This window comes from Streptomyces sp. NPDC060232, from assembly GCF_042726555.1.
GTDB lineage: Bacteria > Actinomycetota > Actinomycetes > Streptomycetales > Streptomycetaceae > Streptomyces.
Genome location: NZ_JBHXAG010000013.1, coordinates 25,544 through 41,035, shown reverse-complemented (window position 1 = coordinate 41,035; position 15,492 = coordinate 25,544). Strand labels below are relative to the sequence as shown.

Here is a 15,492-nt window from a genome sequence, read left to right as displayed (position 1 = left end):
CGGCCGCGGCGGCACCGGGCGGGTTCCGGCCTTCAGTGAGACGGCGGCGCCGGCGGCCGCGTACCGGGGAGGGGCGGCGGGGCGAGCAGGCCGCCTGCGCCGCGCCGGTGCTCCGCCGCCGCTTCGGGATCGGTGACCCAGCCCGCGGCAAGGACCAGCCGGGAGGCGCGGTCGACGGCCAGGAACCCGAACGGCCGGTCGAAACGGACCTCGGCCCGCCGGGCCCGGTGGCTGGGCTGCCGTGCGGCGCCGCCGGGCCTGGCGGCGATGGCGGTGACGGCCGCCGCCTCGAACCCCGCGGCGTGGAAGCGGGCCATCGCCGACTGCCGTGCGGAGCTGATCGCCAGCGGGCTGGTGCTGATGCCGGGGAAGTGCCCGTGGTCGCTGTCCGTCGCGGTCAGCAGGCCGAACAGCGCCGCGTCCTCCAGCAGGTCGTGCTCCGCGGACAGGGAGAAGACCACCGTGGACACGGACAGCATGGGCCGCGGGGTGAACGCGTCCACCGTCCCGATCGCCAGCCCGGGGCCCGGCGTCCCGTCCGGGAGGGCGTCGCCACCCACGGACGGCTGGTCTCCGGAGACGGCCGCGATACCGGTCGCCAGTACCTCGGCGGCCGGCGCCGCCGGGCCGCCGAGGAGCAGGTGCACGTCCATGTCCATGCCCTCGGCGCCGGTGACCTCCAGGGCCGTGACCGGCCCCGCGGGGCCCTCGGCGACCCGGACCGGGTCCAGCGACGCCGTGGTGCGCACCAGCTGCCGCAGGCCGCGGCCCGCCCAGGGGCCGTCGGAGGGCCGGCCGGGGAACTCCCGGAACGGCTCGGCCCACTTCAGCGTCAGCGCGAACGCGGACGCGAGGACGAGGCGGGTGTCGCGGGTGAGGGACACCGGCATGCGTTCGATCAGGCCGCCGGTCCGGTCCGACGCCCATGCGTCCAGGACCTCCGTGTCCCCCTCCAGGTCCCCGGTCAGCGTGCCCCGGGTGCCGGGCGGCAGCTTCGCCGACCAGCCGTCCTCCAGCGGCAGGCCGGCCGCCGCCCACAGGCCGGTCGCCGTGCTGAGTCCCCGTACGCCGTCCAGCGCGGCCAGCAGCTCCCGCGCGGCGGCGGCCGCGTCCTCGGCGGGTATGCCCAGCGCCTGCGCCAGTTCGTCGCGGGCCGGCCCGGCGGAGCCGTCCGCGAGCAGGGCGAGCAGCGGCCAGACCCCGGCCGCGGTGAAGACCGTGCCCCCGCCGCCGCAAGCGGCCCGCGCGGCCCAGCGCGCGGTGAGGTGGTTGACCGCCCGTACCGCCCGTACCGCCGGTGCCGCCTGCACGGCCCGTTCCGTCGAATTCGTCTGCGTCATGCGGGGGAGCGTACGTGGAGGGACGCCGCCGGGCTGGTGGACCGGCTGACGGGCTCGGCGTCCACCACATCCCGTTGCACGCCGGCTCCGCGAGGCCGGCCGGACGCGTCCCTAGGGTCTGTATCGAGTTGCCCCGTGGAGCAAGGAGCGGCGTTCGGTGCGTGCCGGGCCTCGCGACGCCGCGGGGCAACTCGATACAGACCCTAGCCCCGGTCGAGGTCGGTGTGCAGCAGGTGGTGGTCCGAGTACGGGCTCGGGCGGACACGGTGGGTGCGCGGGGTGATGCCGCGCAGGAACACGTAGTCGAACTTGCTGTTCCAATCGGTGGTCGTTCCGCAGACGTCAGGGTCGGCGTCGGCGTCGTCACCGTCGGCGGTCGAGGGGCGGCAGCCGGGGTCCGTGTCCGTGGCCAGGGCCCACATCGGGCCGAGTTCGGGGGCGTGCGGCACGGCGTTGAAGTCGCCGAGGACGATCGCGCGGTCGTGGCGGGCGACCTCCGCGGCGAGTACCCGCACCTGGCGCGCCCGTGCCTCTGGCTGCCGGCGCTCGGCGAGGTGGGTGTTGAAGACGCGGACGGGCCGGCCGCTCACCAGCGTGGTGACGGCCAGGTAGCCGCGGTCCTCTGAGCCGCCGTCGGGGTATTCGATGCTCACCCGGTCCGTCATCGGCGCCGCCGCGAGGATCGCCTGGCCGTAGCCGCCCGGCCGCCACGGCAGCCCCCCGCAGCGGTTCCAGTTCCGCAGGACCGTCCCGTACGCGACCCGGTAGACCAGCCCGTAGACCTCCTCCAGGTACGTGCGGATCTGCTCGACGTCGCGTACGCAGGCCTCCTGAAGGCCGATGACCTGCGGCGCGTACGTGGCGATCTCCGTCGCCCGGCCGTAGTCCTGCCCGCTCCCTCCGCACGGATTGCAGATGTTCCACGTGCCGACCCGATCCGGGACGACCCCCTTGGCGACGTCGAACGGCAGCGGTCCGGTGGGGGGCGCGCCGCCCGGTGCGCCGGGGCCGAGGAGCAGCAGCATGCAGACCGCGGTCATCGCGCCCGCGGCCCACCGCGCGCCCCTGCTCAGCACCATCGCCTCCCCGAAGTGGACGCACATCATCACACGGTGCGCCCGGCGCCCACCGCACACAATCGAGGTGCTCCCCGACCGCTCCGTCCGGCATCATCACGGCATGATCGGCAATCGGATCACCCATCGCACGGCGGACGGCGTCCGCGTACCCGGCACCTGGCGGCACGCGTTCATATGCAACGGCGGCTCCTACTTCCTCACCGACCTCTTCATATACGCCGACGGCCTCGTCGATTGCTGGGAGCTGGTCACCCTTGACGAGTTCGAGCAGAAGCTCCGCCGCGGATGGGTGGCCACCAGCCTTCCGGACGGCGGACGCGCCTCCGCGCACCACCTGGCCTCGTGGACGTTCGGCGAACCGCGCACCTGGCTGACCGCGGACCTGCTGCTCGCCGAAGTCCGCGACACCGTCGACGAGCTGAACGGCCGCCCCGACTCGACCGCCCGCTGCCTCGCCGCGGTGGACGTCTTCATGGCGGACCGTACGGAGGACAACCGAGCCGCTGCCCGGGCCGCCTACCTGGCCATCCCCGAGACCGTGCGGCACTACGCGCTCGGCGACATGGACCGCAAGGACTACCCCCTCCGGGTGCTGGTGGCGGGGCCCGGCGGCCGGACCCCGGACGAGCCCGGCGAAGCGGTCACGCAGGAGGAGTACGACGAGGCCGTCGCATACTTCGAGGACCGCGAGCGGTGGATCGCGAAGGCCCCTTCCCGCGTGCCCGCCGACGGGCCGGCCGAGTCCTTCGCCCCCGCAGTCAAGATCTACCACTCGTACCCGCAACGCGCGCTCGAAGACCCGGGCAAGCAGGCCCTGCGCAACGACTACCCCGCCCCGATCACCGTCGACGACGCCACCTACCCGTCGGTGGCCCACGCGTACTGGGCGCTGTCCGTCGCCGAACCGGAGGCCCGGACCGCGGTCCTGGCGGCCGAGTCGGGCGGGAAGGCACGTACGGCCGCGGTCGCGGCGCCGCGGCGCGAAGGCTGGGAGCAGGTCCGGACGGCGGTCATGGCCCGTCTGCTGCGCGCCAAGTACGAGCAACACCCCGACCTCGCGGCGATCCTGCTCGCCACGGGTGACGCGACCGTGCTCTACGACGACGCCGACTCGGGCTTCTGGGGCGAGAACGGAGGCCGGGGCCGCAACTGGACGGGCCGCCTCCTCGAACTCGTCCGTTCCGAGCTGCTGGCCGGGCAGACCCTCATCGACTGACGCGCACGCCTTCGCCGCGCGGCTGGAGACCTCGGTGAGGCCGCCGGGAACGGCGTCCACCCGGGGCTGTTCACCGAGGCGTTCCGGGCGTCCCTGCACGGGCTGGCGACCCTGGCCCGGGCCGGACGGCTGCTGCCCGGTGGACCGCATGAGCGCGATCGTCCGCAGCGGTGTGCTCGGCGAGCAGGCCGGCTGCGGCGGCGCCGGTGCCGGGGGCGGCGCGGCAGGGGCCGGGGGAACGGCCGCGTGTTCCGCTGGAGCCGAGGGGGCCGAGGGCGGGTGGCCCCCCGACCCCGCTTCACGTGCGCGTTCTGGCAGACTGGGGCGCGTAACCAGGCGGTGCAGGACAGGAAACCGGTGTGATTCCGGTGCGGTCCCGCCACTGTGACCGGTCTTGCCGAGTGGGGAGACCGGGAGTCAGACACTGACGCACCGCCTCTGCTCCTTCACGTCGACCAGGGGACGCGGATCCCCCGGAGAGGCCACGCCATGTCGCGTTCCCGCGCCGCCCTGCGCGCGCTCACCCCCGTCGCGCTCCTCATATCCCTGACCGGCTGCGCCGGTTCACCCGGTGCCGGGCAGGACGGGGCCGCCGGGGCTCCCGGCGGCGCGCCCGGTTTCCCGTACACCGTCACCAACTGCGGTGTGAGCAGCACCTACCAGGCGCCACCCCGGCGCGCGGTCACCATGAACCAGCACGCCACCGAGCTGATGCTCGCCCTCGGCCTGGGCGACCGGATCGCCGGCTCCGCCTACCTCGACGATGCCGTTCTGCCCGCCTACCGGCCCGCCTACGACAAGATCAAGGTGCTGGCCCAGGAGTACCCGTCCAAGGAGGTCCTGCTCGGCGCCGACCCGGACTTCGTCTACGGCGGCTACGCCAGCGCCTTCGACAAGACGCAGGGCCGCGACCGCGAGGGGCTCGCCAAGTCCGGCATCAACTCCCGCCTCAACGTGGAGTACTGCACCGAGGGGACCGTCGGTCTCGACCAGCTGAAGACCGAGATCACCGAAGTCGCGCGGACCTTCGGCGTGCCCGAGCGCGGCGCGCAGCTCATCGAGGACGAGCAGCGCCGCATCGACGCCGTGACCACACGCGTCAAGGACAAGCCCCGGCCGACCGTCTTCGCCTACGACTCCGGTGAGGCCTCCGCCTCCACCTCCGGAGGCGACGGCATCGGCAACGAGATCATCTCCCTCTCCGGCGGCACGAACGTCTTCGCCGACCTGAAGGACACCTTCGGCGACGTCGCCTGGGAGAAGGTGATCGAGCGCAAGCCCGAGGTCGTCCTCATCTACGACTACGGCGGCACCAGCGTGGAGGCCAAGAAGCAGCGCCTGCTGAACGATCCGGCCCTCGCCGACGTGCCCGCCGTCAAGAACCGGCGGTTCGTCGTCCTGCCGCTCTCCTCCGTCGTCCTCGGCGTCCGGGTGGCGGACGCCGTGGAGGCGCTGGGCGGCCAGCTCCACCCGAACGCCGCGTGAGGCTCCGCACCGGGGCGGCCCTCGCGGTCCTCGCCGCCGCTCTCGCCGCCTCGGTGATCGCGGGACTGGCGCTGGGCCCCGTACGGATCGCCCCCGACCGGGTGCTCGACATCGTCCTCGGCGGCCTGACGGGGAACCGGCCCACCGGAGCCTTCGCCTCCATCGTGTGGGACGTACGCATGCCGCGGATCCTGCTCGGCGCCGTGGTCGGAGCCGGGCTCGCCGTGGCGGGCACCGTGCTCCAGGCACTCGTACGCAACCAGCTCGCCGACCCCTTCCTGCTCGGGGCCTCCTCCGGGGCCTCCGCCGGAGCCGTACTCGTGATCGTCTTCGGCACGGCCGCGGCCGGATTCGGCATGGGAGTGCCGCTGGCCGCCTTCACCGGTTCCATGGCCGCACTCGTGGCCGTCTACGCCATGGCCCGCCGCGGCGGCACCATGACCACCGGCCGGCTCATCCTGGCCGGCGTGGCCGTCCAGTACATCCTGTCCGCCTTCACCAGCCTCGTCCTCGTGCTCGCCGCGCACCCCGACCAGATCCGCTCCGTGCTCTTCTGGACCCTCGGCGGACTCGGCGGAGCGCGCTGGGAAGAACTGGCCCTGCCCACCCTCGCGCTGCTCGCCGGCGGCGCACTGCTCCTCGCCCTCGCCCGGCCGCTCGACCTGCTCCTCGCCGGGGAGGAGGGCGCGCACACCCTGGGCCTGGACACCGGGCGCTTCCGCGCCGCCGTGTTCGTCCTGACCTCCCTCGTCATCGGAGTGCTCGTCGCCTGCAGCGGGGCGATCGGCTTCGTCGGGCTGATGGTCCCGCACGCCGCCCGGATGGCCGTGGGCGCCGGACACCGGGCACTGCTGCCCGTCGCCGCGCTCGGCGGGGCGGTGTTCCTGATCCTGGCCGACCTGATCGCCCGTACGGCAGCCGCCCCCGAGGAGATACCGGTGGGCGTGGTCACCGCCCTCATCGGCGGGCCGTTCTTCCTCTGGATGCTGCGCCGCTCCAGCCGTACCGAAGGAGTGACGGGATGACGGCAGGGACCGGGCAGGCCCGGCCGGTGCAACTCGCCGTCGAGGGCGTGCGCTACGAGACCGACGGGCACACGCTGCTGCAGGGGATCGACCTCACCGCCCGGCCCGGCGAGACGGTGGGAGTGGTCGGCCCCAACGGCAGCGGCAAGACCACCCTGCTGCGCTGCGTCTACGGCACCCTGCGGGCGACCGCCGGACGGGTGCTGCTGGACGGCGCGGACGCGGGCGCGCTCACCGTCAAGGAACGGGCGCGGCGCGTCGCGGTGGTACCGCAGGACGCGAGCGGCACCTTCGGGCTGACCGTCCGCGAGGTCGTCGCCATGGGGCGCAGCCCGCACAAGCGCTTCTGGGAGCAGGACGGTCCGGACGACGTACGACGCGTCGCCGGGGCCCTGGACACCGTGGGCGCGGGCCCCTTCGCGGCCCGCCGCTTCGACGAGCTGTCCGGGGGCGAGAGGCAACGCGTCCTGGTGGCCCGGGCCCTGGTCCAGGATCCGGGGCTGCTCGCCCTCGACGAGCCGACCAACCACCTGGACATCCGCTACCAGTTGGAGGTCCTCGGCCTGGTCCGGGCACTGCCCGCGACCAGCCTGCTCGTCCTGCACGACCTCAACCTCGCCGCCGCCTTCTGCGACCGGCTGTACGTCCTGTCGGGCGGCCGCGTCGTGGCCTCGGGGCCGCCCCGGGAGGTGCTCACCGAGGAGCTGCTGGCCGAGGTCTACGGGGTGCGCGCCCGGGTCGAGGTCCACCCCGAGACGGGCGCGCCCAACGTCGTCTACCTGCCGGTCGCGGTGGGCTCCTGGTAGCCGTAGGGGCGCGTGATGATCTCCATCCCGTGCCCCGCGGGGTCCGTGAAGTAGACGCCGCGGCCCCCGTCGTTGTGGTTGATCTCGCCGGGGAGCCTGCCGTGCGGGTCGGCGAAGTACGGGACCCCCGCCGCGCGGATCTTCTCGAACGCCGCGTCGAACTCCTCCTCGGAGAGGAGGAAGGCGTAGTGCTGCGGGGTGATGGACTCGGCCCGAATGGTGGCGAAGTCCAGGGTGACGCCGTTGGCGGTGTCGACGGGGATGAACGGCCCCCACTCGGTTCCGACCGCCAGGCCGAGGACGTGCGCCAGGAACTCGGCGGACTCCCGGTTGTCACGGGAGTGGATGATCGTGTGGTTCAGCTGTACGGACATGGGTGAATGCCTCCGGAAGGCACCTCACGGGCACCTCCATGCCTCACCCGGTCGGTGACCGACACGCGATGCCGTGATCGTGATCCTAGGCGGCGGGCCGGGGCGAAGCCAAGCGCTTTCCGCGTGCACGCCGCAGCGCGCACCCCTGCCGCCGCAGCGCGCACCCCGGTCGCCGCCCCGCACGTCGGCCCGGGCCGCCGCCCGACGCCGGCGTCAGGAACTCCCGTACACCGCATCGACGTTGTCCTGCGCGGGATGCGACCGGCCGGCCGGGCCCGCCGCGAACACCCGCAGGAGGTTCTCCGTCACCCGGGTGGTCAGCGCCCCGGACCGCGCGTCGAGCCCGTGGTTGCGTCCGCTGCGGCCGTCGCCCGTCGCGTCCAGGGCCTCCACCCACCGCATCGTGCCGGTCGCGAAGACACCCGCCCCGCTCGGCACCGTGTAGTAGGCGGTGTCCTGGTGGCTGGGGCGGCCCTCGCACACCACGGGGGAGTGGGCCAGTATCTCGATCGGCCGGGGCGTCGTGAAACCGGTGTTGACCTTGTCGTACTCCACGCCCACGAGGTGCTCGAAGCGGTCGCCCGCCTTCGCGCCGGTGCCCTCGAACAGCCAGTGGCCGGGGTTGGTCACCACGTACGGGGCGTCCACCGGATAGCCGTCGTAGAGCACACCGAGCAGGGAGCTCTCGGGGTCGGCACCGGGAGCGGAGCGGAAGTCCACCGTCGCGGGATGGCCCCGCCTGAAGCCCGGGTCCTGGCCGTAGGAGGACTTGTAGCAGACCAGGGTCCGGTCCGGCCCCAGCTCGGAGGCCTCCAGCCGGATCCGGCGGAAGCAGCAGTTCGCGCCCAGGATCGCGATGTTGGTGCCGGCGTCGCGGGCGGCCGTGAAGTGGGCGCGCTGCTCCGGCGACCAGTACTCGTCGTGCCCGAGCGAGAGCACCGCCGCGGCTCCCTCCAGCAGCCTCTTCTCCCGCGCCACGTCCGTGGTGGTCGCGTAGGCGAGGGGTATGCCGAGCCGTTCGGCGAGGGCGATCAGAGGGGCCTCGTACACCAGGAACAGGCCCGCGCCGTCGTCGTACTCGTACGGCCGGTCGAAGGAGACGGAGAGGGAGCGCGAGGCGTAGCCGCCGTCGGGGCCGTCGTAACTGCCGTATCCGCCCCAGCGGTTGTAGGCCTGCCAGGTGGCGACCGCGTTGACCACGACCGTACGCCCGGCCGTCGCCGCCGACCGGACGGTGACCGGCACGAAACGCTGGCCGTCCTCGCCGCCCTGCGCGTCGAGGCGCAGCAGGTAGCTGCCCTCCGGCCAGTCCTTCGTCTCGACCGTGGTGGTGCGGGCCCACCGGGTGCGGACCATCCGGGTGTCGGAGTCGACCGTGTGCTCCGGCTGCCGCAGCCCGGGCAGGGCCTCCGAACGCCACACCAGCCGGGCGCGGGCGCCGCCGTACCAGCCCATCCGATAGGCCGAGACCGTGAACCGGGGCGCGGTCGTCGACACGTACAGCCCGAAGGACTCGCCCGCCAGGACGCTGACCTTGTCGGCGAAGCCCTCGACGGCCCGGGCCGGGCCGGCCTTCGTCACGGCCCAGTCGGCATGGCCCGGGCGGGCGTTCTCGGCCTTCACGTCGAAGCCGTGGCCTCCTGCCGCCGACTGCTTGCCGTCCGGCGCCGTGGCCCCGTTCCTGCCGTCCGCGCGGCGGTCGCCGCCGTCGCCGCCGTCCCCCTTCGCGCAGCCGGCCACCGCCCCGAGTCCCGCGGCGGTCGCGGCGCCCGTGGCGATCGCGAGGAACCGCCGCCTGCCCGCGCCGTCGCCGTCCCCGGCCGGCCCGGCTATGTGCTCCTGATCCATGGGGGCACGCTATGTCACCCTTCGCGGTCCGCTTTCACCCCCCCGACCCCTGCTGACCTGGGGTGTGCGGTCGGCGGGGGCCGGGACGGCGGGCCGGGGCGCGGGCTACCCGAGAGGCACTACCAGGTGGGCGGCCGAGTCGTCGGTGGAGGTGATCGTGGTGGTGCTGCCGCCGGCGCCGGCATCGGTGTGCGCGTCGGAGTAGAGCTGGTCGCGGCTGTTCACGACCAGCATGAGCCGGTGGTCGGGGGCAATGTCGTAGCCGGCGGCCTGGAGCTTCCAGGTGGTGTCGCGGTTCTCGCCGGAGGACAGGTCCCGCAGGGTGACGGGCTCGTGCGTGATGATGCGGGCCGTGTCGTCGGGGCCGACGTCGAACAGGTAGGCCACCAGGGTCGTGGCGTCGGCGGAGCTGCGGACGGTCAGGGTGAGCTCGGGGACGCCGCGGATACGGCGGGCCGTCCGGAGCGGGCCGCTGGTCCATACGGCGAGGTGCCGGCGGTCGAAGGCGTCGGTGGCGTACTGCTTCGGGTTGCCCTTCCACTCGGCCTGGCCGGTCGTGATGACGGCGTCCACTGCGGTGGCGGCCGTGAGCTCGCCGGCGGTGAATTCGAGCTTCCATCCCGTTTCCGGTGCGGTGCCCAGTCCGCCGTCCTGCCGGCCCGCCCCGGTGGCGGTGAGGTACCAGCGCTCGGTGGAGGTGGTGACGTCCGCCCAGGACGGCCGGGGCTCGCGGACCGCCGGTTCGGTGATGACGTTCTGCCCGGTCTCCGAGTCGTTCCGGGTCGTGTACGTGAACATGATCTGGCTGTTGACCGCGGGCCAGGCGGCGACGCCGTTGTCGGCCCCGAGCACGTGGTGGTCGAGCCAGGCGAACGCCTCCTCGACGGGCAGGTTCGGCCCGCTGAACGGGATGGTGAGGCCGGCGCCCTCGGGTGCGGCGTGGTCGCCGATCCAGAGGTTGAGCCGCTTGGGCACGGTCAGCCGCCCGAAGTGCGCGATGGCCTGGTTGGCCGGGAACAGCGTCTCGTGCCAGGTGTTCGAGATGAACGTGGGGATGCCGCGGGCGTTCGTCTCGTCGACGTACGACGACGGAGAACGCTTCCTGCCCCACGCCACGACGCCGTCGAGGTTGCGGCCGGCCCGGAAGTCGTCCAGGACCTGCCGGGTGGCCGCGTCGAACTTCCGCTCTTCCGGACCGCCGGTGAAGTCGATCAGGGACTGCACGGCCTTCAGGTGCCGGGTGTCGTTCTGGTAGAGGCTGTCGGCCAGGTCGCCCCACGTGCTCAGGGCGACGACCGCGTCCACCCAGGTGCTGGGAGTGATCGACTTGATCCGGCCCCAGTCGTCCCGCAGAACGGGGGAGAGGGACTCCCGCAGCGCACTCGGGCGTTCTAGGCTGACCCTTTGTCGTTTCCGAACATCAACCGGTCACGGTGGAGCACGAGATGGCGTACTGCGGCGTAGATGAACGATTCCGCACAGGCGGGCCGACTCCGTGAAATACACCTTCTCCACCCTCGGTCTGCCCGGTGCGCCGCTCGCCCGCAGCGCCGCCCGCGCGGCGACGCGCACGGGCCGGCCGACGGCTTCATCGACCTGTCCGGACGGGGGACCGGCCCGCTCTGACTGAACGGCTTCCTCCTCGGCCACTACGACAGCTCGCGCGGCCCCCAGCGCACCCACAACACCCCCGGCCCTCTGGGGCGGGACGGCGGGACGGCGGGACGAGACCGTCGCGTGCTCGAACGGGAGCGCCCCGGCACCCGGCTCCCCCCGCGCGACCCCCCGGACCTCGGCCGCACCACGGTCGTCACTCTCAATTGAACGCCATGATGGGGCTCCGGCCGGTCAGGGAGCAGCGCGTTCGACGGTGGAGAGCACCCGTACCAGTGCGGGTGACGCGGGGGCCGATGCGAAGCCGAAGCGTACGGGCGGGTCGACGCGAGCCAGTGCGCCGAGGTCGGTCCCGTCGAAGGAGGCCCGGGCGGTGGTGATCGGCCACAGACCGCCCGCCGCGTACCACTGGCGGCATCCGGGGCGCGAGCTGCCCCGGGTCCGTACGCCGGTGATCAGGCGGGCAGGCCCGTCGGTCACGGCCGCCCACAACGGCCGTCGGGCGAGCGGCCGGGGGACGGCCCGCAGAGCCAGGCCCAGGATTCCCTGACGCCCGACCAGGAAGCGCAGTTCCAGAGGGCCGGCTGTGACGTTCCACGCCTTCTCACGGATCCGTACGCTCACCGGGTCCGTCCGGACCTCGTCGAAGTGGTAGACGCCGGAGATGTACTCGGCCGTGCGGGTGGTGGGGGCGATCAGCGTGCGCCGGCCGTCGGCGCGCTCCAGCATCACGTCACTGAACGGCCCGAACGGCGACCGCGGCCAGTGGCCGACGACCACGCGCGTGCCGGAGTCCGTGCCGACGGCGGCGATCCAGCCGTCGAAGGTCAGCCGTTCGCGTCCCACGCCCCACGTTTACCCCGCCACACGGCTGCGGACACCGGAGCCGCTGTATGCGTTGTCCGCGGTGGTTCACAGCTGGCCGGAGCCAGGGCCCGTCCGCTGGCGGGGTATCAGTGGGCCCGCGTCGCCCTTCGGTCCACGCAGGCTGGATGCTCGGTGGTGCCGCGCACGGCAAGGAGGAACGCGGCGATGGGGTCCGGTGCGGCCGGGACTTCGGCGCGCAGGATCCGGTAGCCGTCGACTTCGGCGCCGTGGACGGCGAGCTGTCGCTGCAGCGGTTCCCGAGGCTGTTCCACCGCGCTGGCCGTCTGTCGATACGGCAGGACGCCGGCACCCGCGGCGATGACTTCGGCGAGCTTGTTGGCGAAGGCCGCGTTGCACCCTCCGAGCCGGACGAAGCCGTGGCCTGCCACCGGCCCGTCGTTGCTCAAGGAGGGGAGGGTCAGGTCTGCGAGCGCGAGCGCCGCCTGAAGGTTGGTGACAGCATCCTCGCCGGCCTGGTAGGCGGCGTCCTGGCGCCGCTTGTACTGGACTCGCTCTGCGTGGCTCAATTCGTACATGTTGCTGACCTCTCGTGACAGGAGGGGAAGGGAAAGGAAGGGATGGAAAGGGATGGAAAGGAAGGGGAGGGGAGGGGAGGCGCCGGAGCGTGTTGTGCTTCCGGATCAGCGGGGTGTGGCCTTCTGCCCGGCGCGCCGGCCCCGGACGGGCTCGCGGTGGGCACGGGCGGGTAGACCGTCGGACTGAGTCTGCGTGCGGCCCGTGACCATCGGTTTCGATCTTCGTTGCAAAGGTGCAGGCGAACGCCCCTTTGATGTGTGGGAAGGACCGGGTTGGCAAGGGAGTTGGCGGCTGCTACCGCCTTGGCCCTTGGCGGTCGCCGCCCTCGGGACGCTCGGCCCTACCTCGGGGGCCCACCGACTCCGGTCGAGCAGGCAGTCGAAGAACCCCGAGGCCGTGCCCGCGCCGTCGGCACGACATCGACCGTTGTGGTGGTACCCCGGTGCCACCACGCCCGTCACAGCAGCCGCAGCCCATTGCCCCGGCCGAGAAACGCAGCTCTGACCTGCGTCGCAGCCGACACCGCCGCACGCGTGGGGCCGTCATGCGCCGTACCTGAATCCGTGATCGCCGGACGCAGAGCGGGCGGCCCTCTTTCCTGCCATGAGGTAGCCGGGAGGGACGCCGTCCGGGCCGCGCCCGCCGGGGGGCGTTCGGCCGAGCGAGGGGGCGGGCGGGTTCCGGTGCCGTGGCGCGGGCTGGCGCGGCGGCCGTGTGAGGGTGATCTGGCGGACCAGCTGCTGGAAGCAGGCCAACGCGGCCACGGCGGGAAGAGCGGACGAGGTTCCGGCAGCGATCGTTCTGGGTGCCTGGGCAACGCACAGAAGCGTGGCCAAGGTGGAGAACAGCAGAACGATGGACCAGGAATGCAGGGCGCGACGCTGGTGCAGCGCGGATCTGAGGATGGAGAGGGAGGCGACCATCCAGGGGCCGTAGATCAGCAGGGGCCACCAGGTGACCACTCCGCGGCCCGTATGGAGTCCGGCGCTGTGGCGCAGCGTTTCGCAGATGGCCAAGCCGCTGAGGATGCTCACCACGGCGGCGATGAGGGCGACCAGCACGGCGGTGAACAGGCTGCCCGTTCGCAGAAGGGTCACGACCGGCGGTTTCGACGGGCTTCGGCGGTGCCCTCTGGAGGCCTGCCGGGGCGACCGCTCGACGGGGGTGTGCCTCAGCCCGGCGACGAGGCCCATGGCGCTGACGGTGTCAGCCGCGGTGTCGAAGCCGACGCGGCTGAGGGACTCCGGTTGCCGGGGCGCAGCGCTCTCCTGGAGGAGGATGGCGAGTTCTTCCGCCGGATCCCACGGCTGATCCGGCTCACCGGGCCCGCCGAGCGGCTGCCCGGAGGAGTGGCGCTGCACAGGGTCTGGCTGACGCCAGAAGGCCGTGTCGCCCGGCGGGGGATGGGGGGCGTGGACGTCCGGCAATCCGTACGGCTCATACACAGGGGCTGCCGCCTGCACGCCGGTCGCCGGGCATCGTGGGGCGGTCGATGTTATCCGACCGCCGGTCAAAGTCGATCTGGATCATGCTCATCGTATGGAGGAAGTCCTCAAAGATCGAGGAAGAGTAACTCAGGTCGACCGCCAGGCTCTCCTGTTCCAACGTCGCGTTCCTGGTCTCGCTGCGGCCGGTTGGACGCGGAGTGAAAGTCCACTTTCCGATCTGAGTGGGCCCGGCCTGGGAGCTGCTTCCCTGTCCGTCTCTTTCCGCAGGTCCGCGGAACGAGATGGGGAGCTTTGCTTTTGTCATATGCCGTAAACGCCGTTGATGTTGGTCAGGCTATGGGCCAATCGGGTGGTGGTTGCGGATGAATGGGTGTTCCCTGCCGCTTATCGTTTCTGCAAATACGGCAGGGCAAGCGGTTGTGCCCCTGTCGCGCTGCCGTTCAAGGAGTCGCCGGGCACTGGGCCGAAGCGGACCCGGATGCGTCGTCCCCGCGCCCCTGATCTCCCGTTCGCCGGCATTCACTGCCGAGCCCTCCCGCCGATTCCACCGGCTCCGCTCGGCTCGTGTCAGGCGGCCGCGCGCCTCCGAGTGAGCGCGATTCTTGGCCCTGGAGGCTGCTGAGGCGGCTGTCGTCCACCTCGCCCGGGCCACCCGGACATCGACCGACCATCATCAAAAACGCTCAGATGCCAAGGCCGGCAGATTGCTGCGCATGGCTGCAATCAGGGGCGGGGGCGCAACTCTGCATATGCCTCTGCGTTATGCCCGGCAATCGCGGGGCTCCGATCGTGTGGGCCTTGGAACCGTCAGCCTTCGAAAGGACTGGCTATGGGGAGTGTTTTCCTGTGGATCGTGCTGATCTCGACCGTGCTGGGCACAGGTTGCACCGCATTGACGGCATCAGGGACTGGCCGCCTGTGGCGTGTGGACGCTCTTGAGCTGCGGCGCCAGCAGCGCTTCAAGCACGTTCTGTCCTGCCATGTGGACGCTGTCCGGCGCTCTTCCCGGCGAGCCTCGACGTCAGTGCGACGGGGGGAGGGGCCCGCCGACGCCTCGGCCGGCCAGGGTGTGGATCCCCTCCGGGGAGGCATGGAGCCGGTCGGCCACTCTTCACGGGAGGCCTCCACGTCGACCTCCCTGAAGGCCGCCGGCTGACTCCACTCCCTGAACGACTTCGTCATGCCGGCGCCCGGGAGGAGGGGTGGATATCGCTGAATCCCTTAAAAACCCCGGCAATCCACCCGCTGTCCGCCGTCTAACAAACCCCGGCAATCTGTACATTGCTGGATTTCGTCGCGAAATTGAGGTCACGTCAAAGCGGTGCGGCTTGTCCAGTTCCTGTTCGACAGATCTCCGTTCTGCATGCCTGGGTGAATTCGAGAAACGGTAAGAATAAAAGAATTATCATCTGCGTGGAGATCTGCGGTCCGAAATTCGCAAGGGGCTGCCACCCTTCCCTGGAGCGCCTCCCTGGCGGCAGGGTCGGCACCTGCGCCCCGCCGATCGAGGAGGGGACGTTTCGCAACCAGCCGACGATGTCGGAGTTTGTGGGGTCATGTGAATTTTTTACGAGAAGGGTTGCGCGAGCGTGGCACCTTACGGTGACCGATCCGATCCCGGCCCGCGGCCGACCGCCCTGCGCCGCGTCCTGACTGCATCGGCGCGGGTCGGGAACGCAGTGAGGGTGGCGCTGATGCGGGTGGTACGCCGCTTCACTCAAGGGGGCGGGGCTGGGGACATCACCTCGCCCCGGATGAAAATATGCTCGGCGCGGGTGCGTGAGGATGAATACAGGGCGGGTTTCTCCCTGCCTTCGCCGCGTGAAGCGAGCGGTCTCCACGAATGTCCGTGG

At 72.0% G+C, this 15,492-nt stretch carries 13 protein-coding genes, 1 pseudogene and 1 riboswitch; of the genes and pseudogenes, 5 read left to right on the top strand and 9 right to left on the bottom strand.

Annotated elements, in window-relative coordinates; translation table 11 throughout:
* Positions 1-32: 32 nt before the first annotated feature.
* Together ACFWFZ_RS19970 and ACFWFZ_RS19965 are read right to left on the bottom strand one after the other, a co-directional pair.
* The gene (locus ACFWFZ_RS19970; protein WP_387124046.1) at positions 33-1,340 is read right to left on the bottom strand and encodes a serpin family protein; all 1,308 of its coding nucleotides are present in this window, start codon (positions 1,338-1,340) and stop codon (positions 33-35) included.
* Positions 1,341-1,543: 203 nt separating this feature from the next.
* Positions 1,544-2,443, bottom strand: a complete 900-nt coding sequence (locus ACFWFZ_RS19965) for an endonuclease/exonuclease/phosphatase family protein (protein WP_387124044.1) — start codon at positions 2,441-2,443, stop codon at positions 1,544-1,546.
* Positions 2,444-2,519: 76 nt separating this feature from the next.
* Between ACFWFZ_RS19965 and ACFWFZ_RS19960 the strand changes: the two genes are divergently transcribed.
* The 5 genes and pseudogenes from ACFWFZ_RS19960 to ACFWFZ_RS19940 all read left to right on the top strand — a co-directional run bounded on the left by ACFWFZ_RS19960 (position 2,520) and on the right by ACFWFZ_RS19940 (position 6,951).
* Complete coding sequence (locus tag ACFWFZ_RS19960; protein WP_387124042.1) at positions 2,520-3,635, top strand: NADAR family protein; 1,116 nt, start codon at positions 2,520-2,522, stop codon at positions 3,633-3,635.
* A 7-nt stretch (positions 3,636-3,642) separates the two neighbouring features.
* Positions 3,643-3,791: pseudogene (locus ACFWFZ_RS19955) on the top strand (TetR family transcriptional regulator); the annotation flags it as partial.
* A 153-nt stretch (positions 3,792-3,944) separates the two neighbouring features.
* A riboswitch (cobalamin riboswitch) is annotated at positions 3,945-4,083 on the top strand.
* 41 nt (positions 4,084-4,124) lie between these two features.
* Positions 4,125-5,120, top strand: a complete 996-nt coding sequence (locus ACFWFZ_RS19950; RefSeq protein ID WP_387124040.1) for an ABC transporter substrate-binding protein — start codon at positions 4,125-4,127, stop codon at positions 5,118-5,120.
* A complete protein-coding gene (locus ACFWFZ_RS19945) occupies positions 5,117-6,145 on the top strand; it encodes a FecCD family ABC transporter permease (RefSeq protein ID WP_387124038.1) in 1,029 nt (342 codons plus the stop codon). Before ACFWFZ_RS19950 ends, ACFWFZ_RS19945 begins: the two co-directional genes overlap by 4 nt.
* Positions 6,142-6,951 (top strand): ABC transporter ATP-binding protein, encoded by an 810-nt coding sequence (locus ACFWFZ_RS19940; protein ID WP_387124036.1) that lies wholly within the window; start codon positions 6,142-6,144, stop codon positions 6,949-6,951. Before ACFWFZ_RS19945 ends, ACFWFZ_RS19940 begins: the two co-directional genes overlap by 4 nt.
* Here the strand turns inward: ACFWFZ_RS19940 and ACFWFZ_RS19935 are convergent.
* The 7 genes from ACFWFZ_RS19935 to ACFWFZ_RS19905 form a co-directional block, all read right to left on the bottom strand.
* Positions 6,921-7,325 carry a VOC family protein gene (locus tag ACFWFZ_RS19935; protein ID WP_387124034.1) on the bottom strand — a complete coding sequence of 135 codons (405 nt, stop codon included), beginning with the start codon at positions 7,323-7,325 and terminating at the stop codon, positions 6,921-6,923. The two genes, ACFWFZ_RS19940 and ACFWFZ_RS19935, sit on opposite strands and share 31 nt — an antisense overlap.
* 213 nt (positions 7,326-7,538) lie before the next feature.
* Positions 7,539-9,173: a N,N-dimethylformamidase beta subunit family domain-containing protein gene (locus tag ACFWFZ_RS19930; RefSeq protein ID WP_387124032.1), complete on the bottom strand. Its 1,635-nt coding sequence runs from the start codon at positions 9,171-9,173 to the stop codon at positions 7,539-7,541.
* Between the two features lie 105 nt (positions 9,174-9,278).
* The gene (locus tag ACFWFZ_RS19925) at positions 9,279-10,478 is read right to left on the bottom strand and encodes a CocE/NonD family hydrolase C-terminal non-catalytic domain-containing protein (RefSeq protein ID WP_387124031.1); all 1,200 of its coding nucleotides are present in this window, start codon (positions 10,476-10,478) and stop codon (positions 9,279-9,281) included.
* 543 nt (positions 10,479-11,021) lie between these two features.
* Positions 11,022-11,633 carry a hypothetical protein gene (locus ACFWFZ_RS19920; RefSeq protein ID WP_387124029.1) on the bottom strand — a complete coding sequence of 204 codons (612 nt, stop codon included), beginning with the start codon at positions 11,631-11,633 and terminating at the stop codon, positions 11,022-11,024.
* Positions 11,634-11,740: 107 nt separating this feature from the next.
* Positions 11,741-12,181 carry a hypothetical protein gene (locus ACFWFZ_RS19915; RefSeq protein WP_387124027.1) on the bottom strand — a complete coding sequence of 147 codons (441 nt, stop codon included), beginning with the start codon at positions 12,179-12,181 and terminating at the stop codon, positions 11,741-11,743.
* A 552-nt stretch (positions 12,182-12,733) separates the two neighbouring features.
* Positions 12,734-13,552 (bottom strand): hypothetical protein, encoded by an 819-nt coding sequence (locus ACFWFZ_RS19910; protein WP_387124025.1) that lies wholly within the window; start codon positions 13,550-13,552, stop codon positions 12,734-12,736.
* A gap of 76 nt (positions 13,553-13,628) precedes the next feature.
* On the bottom strand, positions 13,629-13,796 hold the full coding sequence (locus ACFWFZ_RS19905) for a hypothetical protein (protein WP_387124024.1): 168 nt from the start codon (positions 13,794-13,796) through the stop codon (positions 13,629-13,631).
* Positions 13,797-15,492: the final 1,696 nt, after the last annotated feature.

Bases quoted from the DNA above. Each gene is read 5' to 3' on its own strand.
- ACFWFZ_RS19970 (WP_387124046.1), bottom strand. From the start codon at position 1,340: ATGACGCAGACGAATTCGACGGAACGGGCCGTGCAGGCGGCACCGGCG.
- ACFWFZ_RS19965 (WP_387124044.1), bottom strand. From the start codon at position 2,443: ATGTGCGTCCACTTCGGGGAGGCGATGGTGCTGAGCAGGGGCGCGCGG.
- ACFWFZ_RS19960 (WP_387124042.1), top strand. From the start codon at position 2,520: ATGATCGGCAATCGGATCACCCATCGCACGGCGGACGGCGTCCGCGTA.
- ACFWFZ_RS19950 (WP_387124040.1), top strand. From the start codon at position 4,125: ATGTCGCGTTCCCGCGCCGCCCTGCGCGCGCTCACCCCCGTCGCGCTC.
- ACFWFZ_RS19940 (WP_387124036.1), top strand. From the start codon at position 6,142: ATGACGGCAGGGACCGGGCAGGCCCGGCCGGTGCAACTCGCCGTCGAG.
- ACFWFZ_RS19935 (WP_387124034.1), bottom strand. From the start codon at position 7,325: ATGTCCGTACAGCTGAACCACACGATCATCCACTCCCGTGACAACCGG.
- ACFWFZ_RS19930 (WP_387124032.1), bottom strand. From the start codon at position 9,173: ATGGATCAGGAGCACATAGCCGGGCCGGCCGGGGACGGCGACGGCGCG.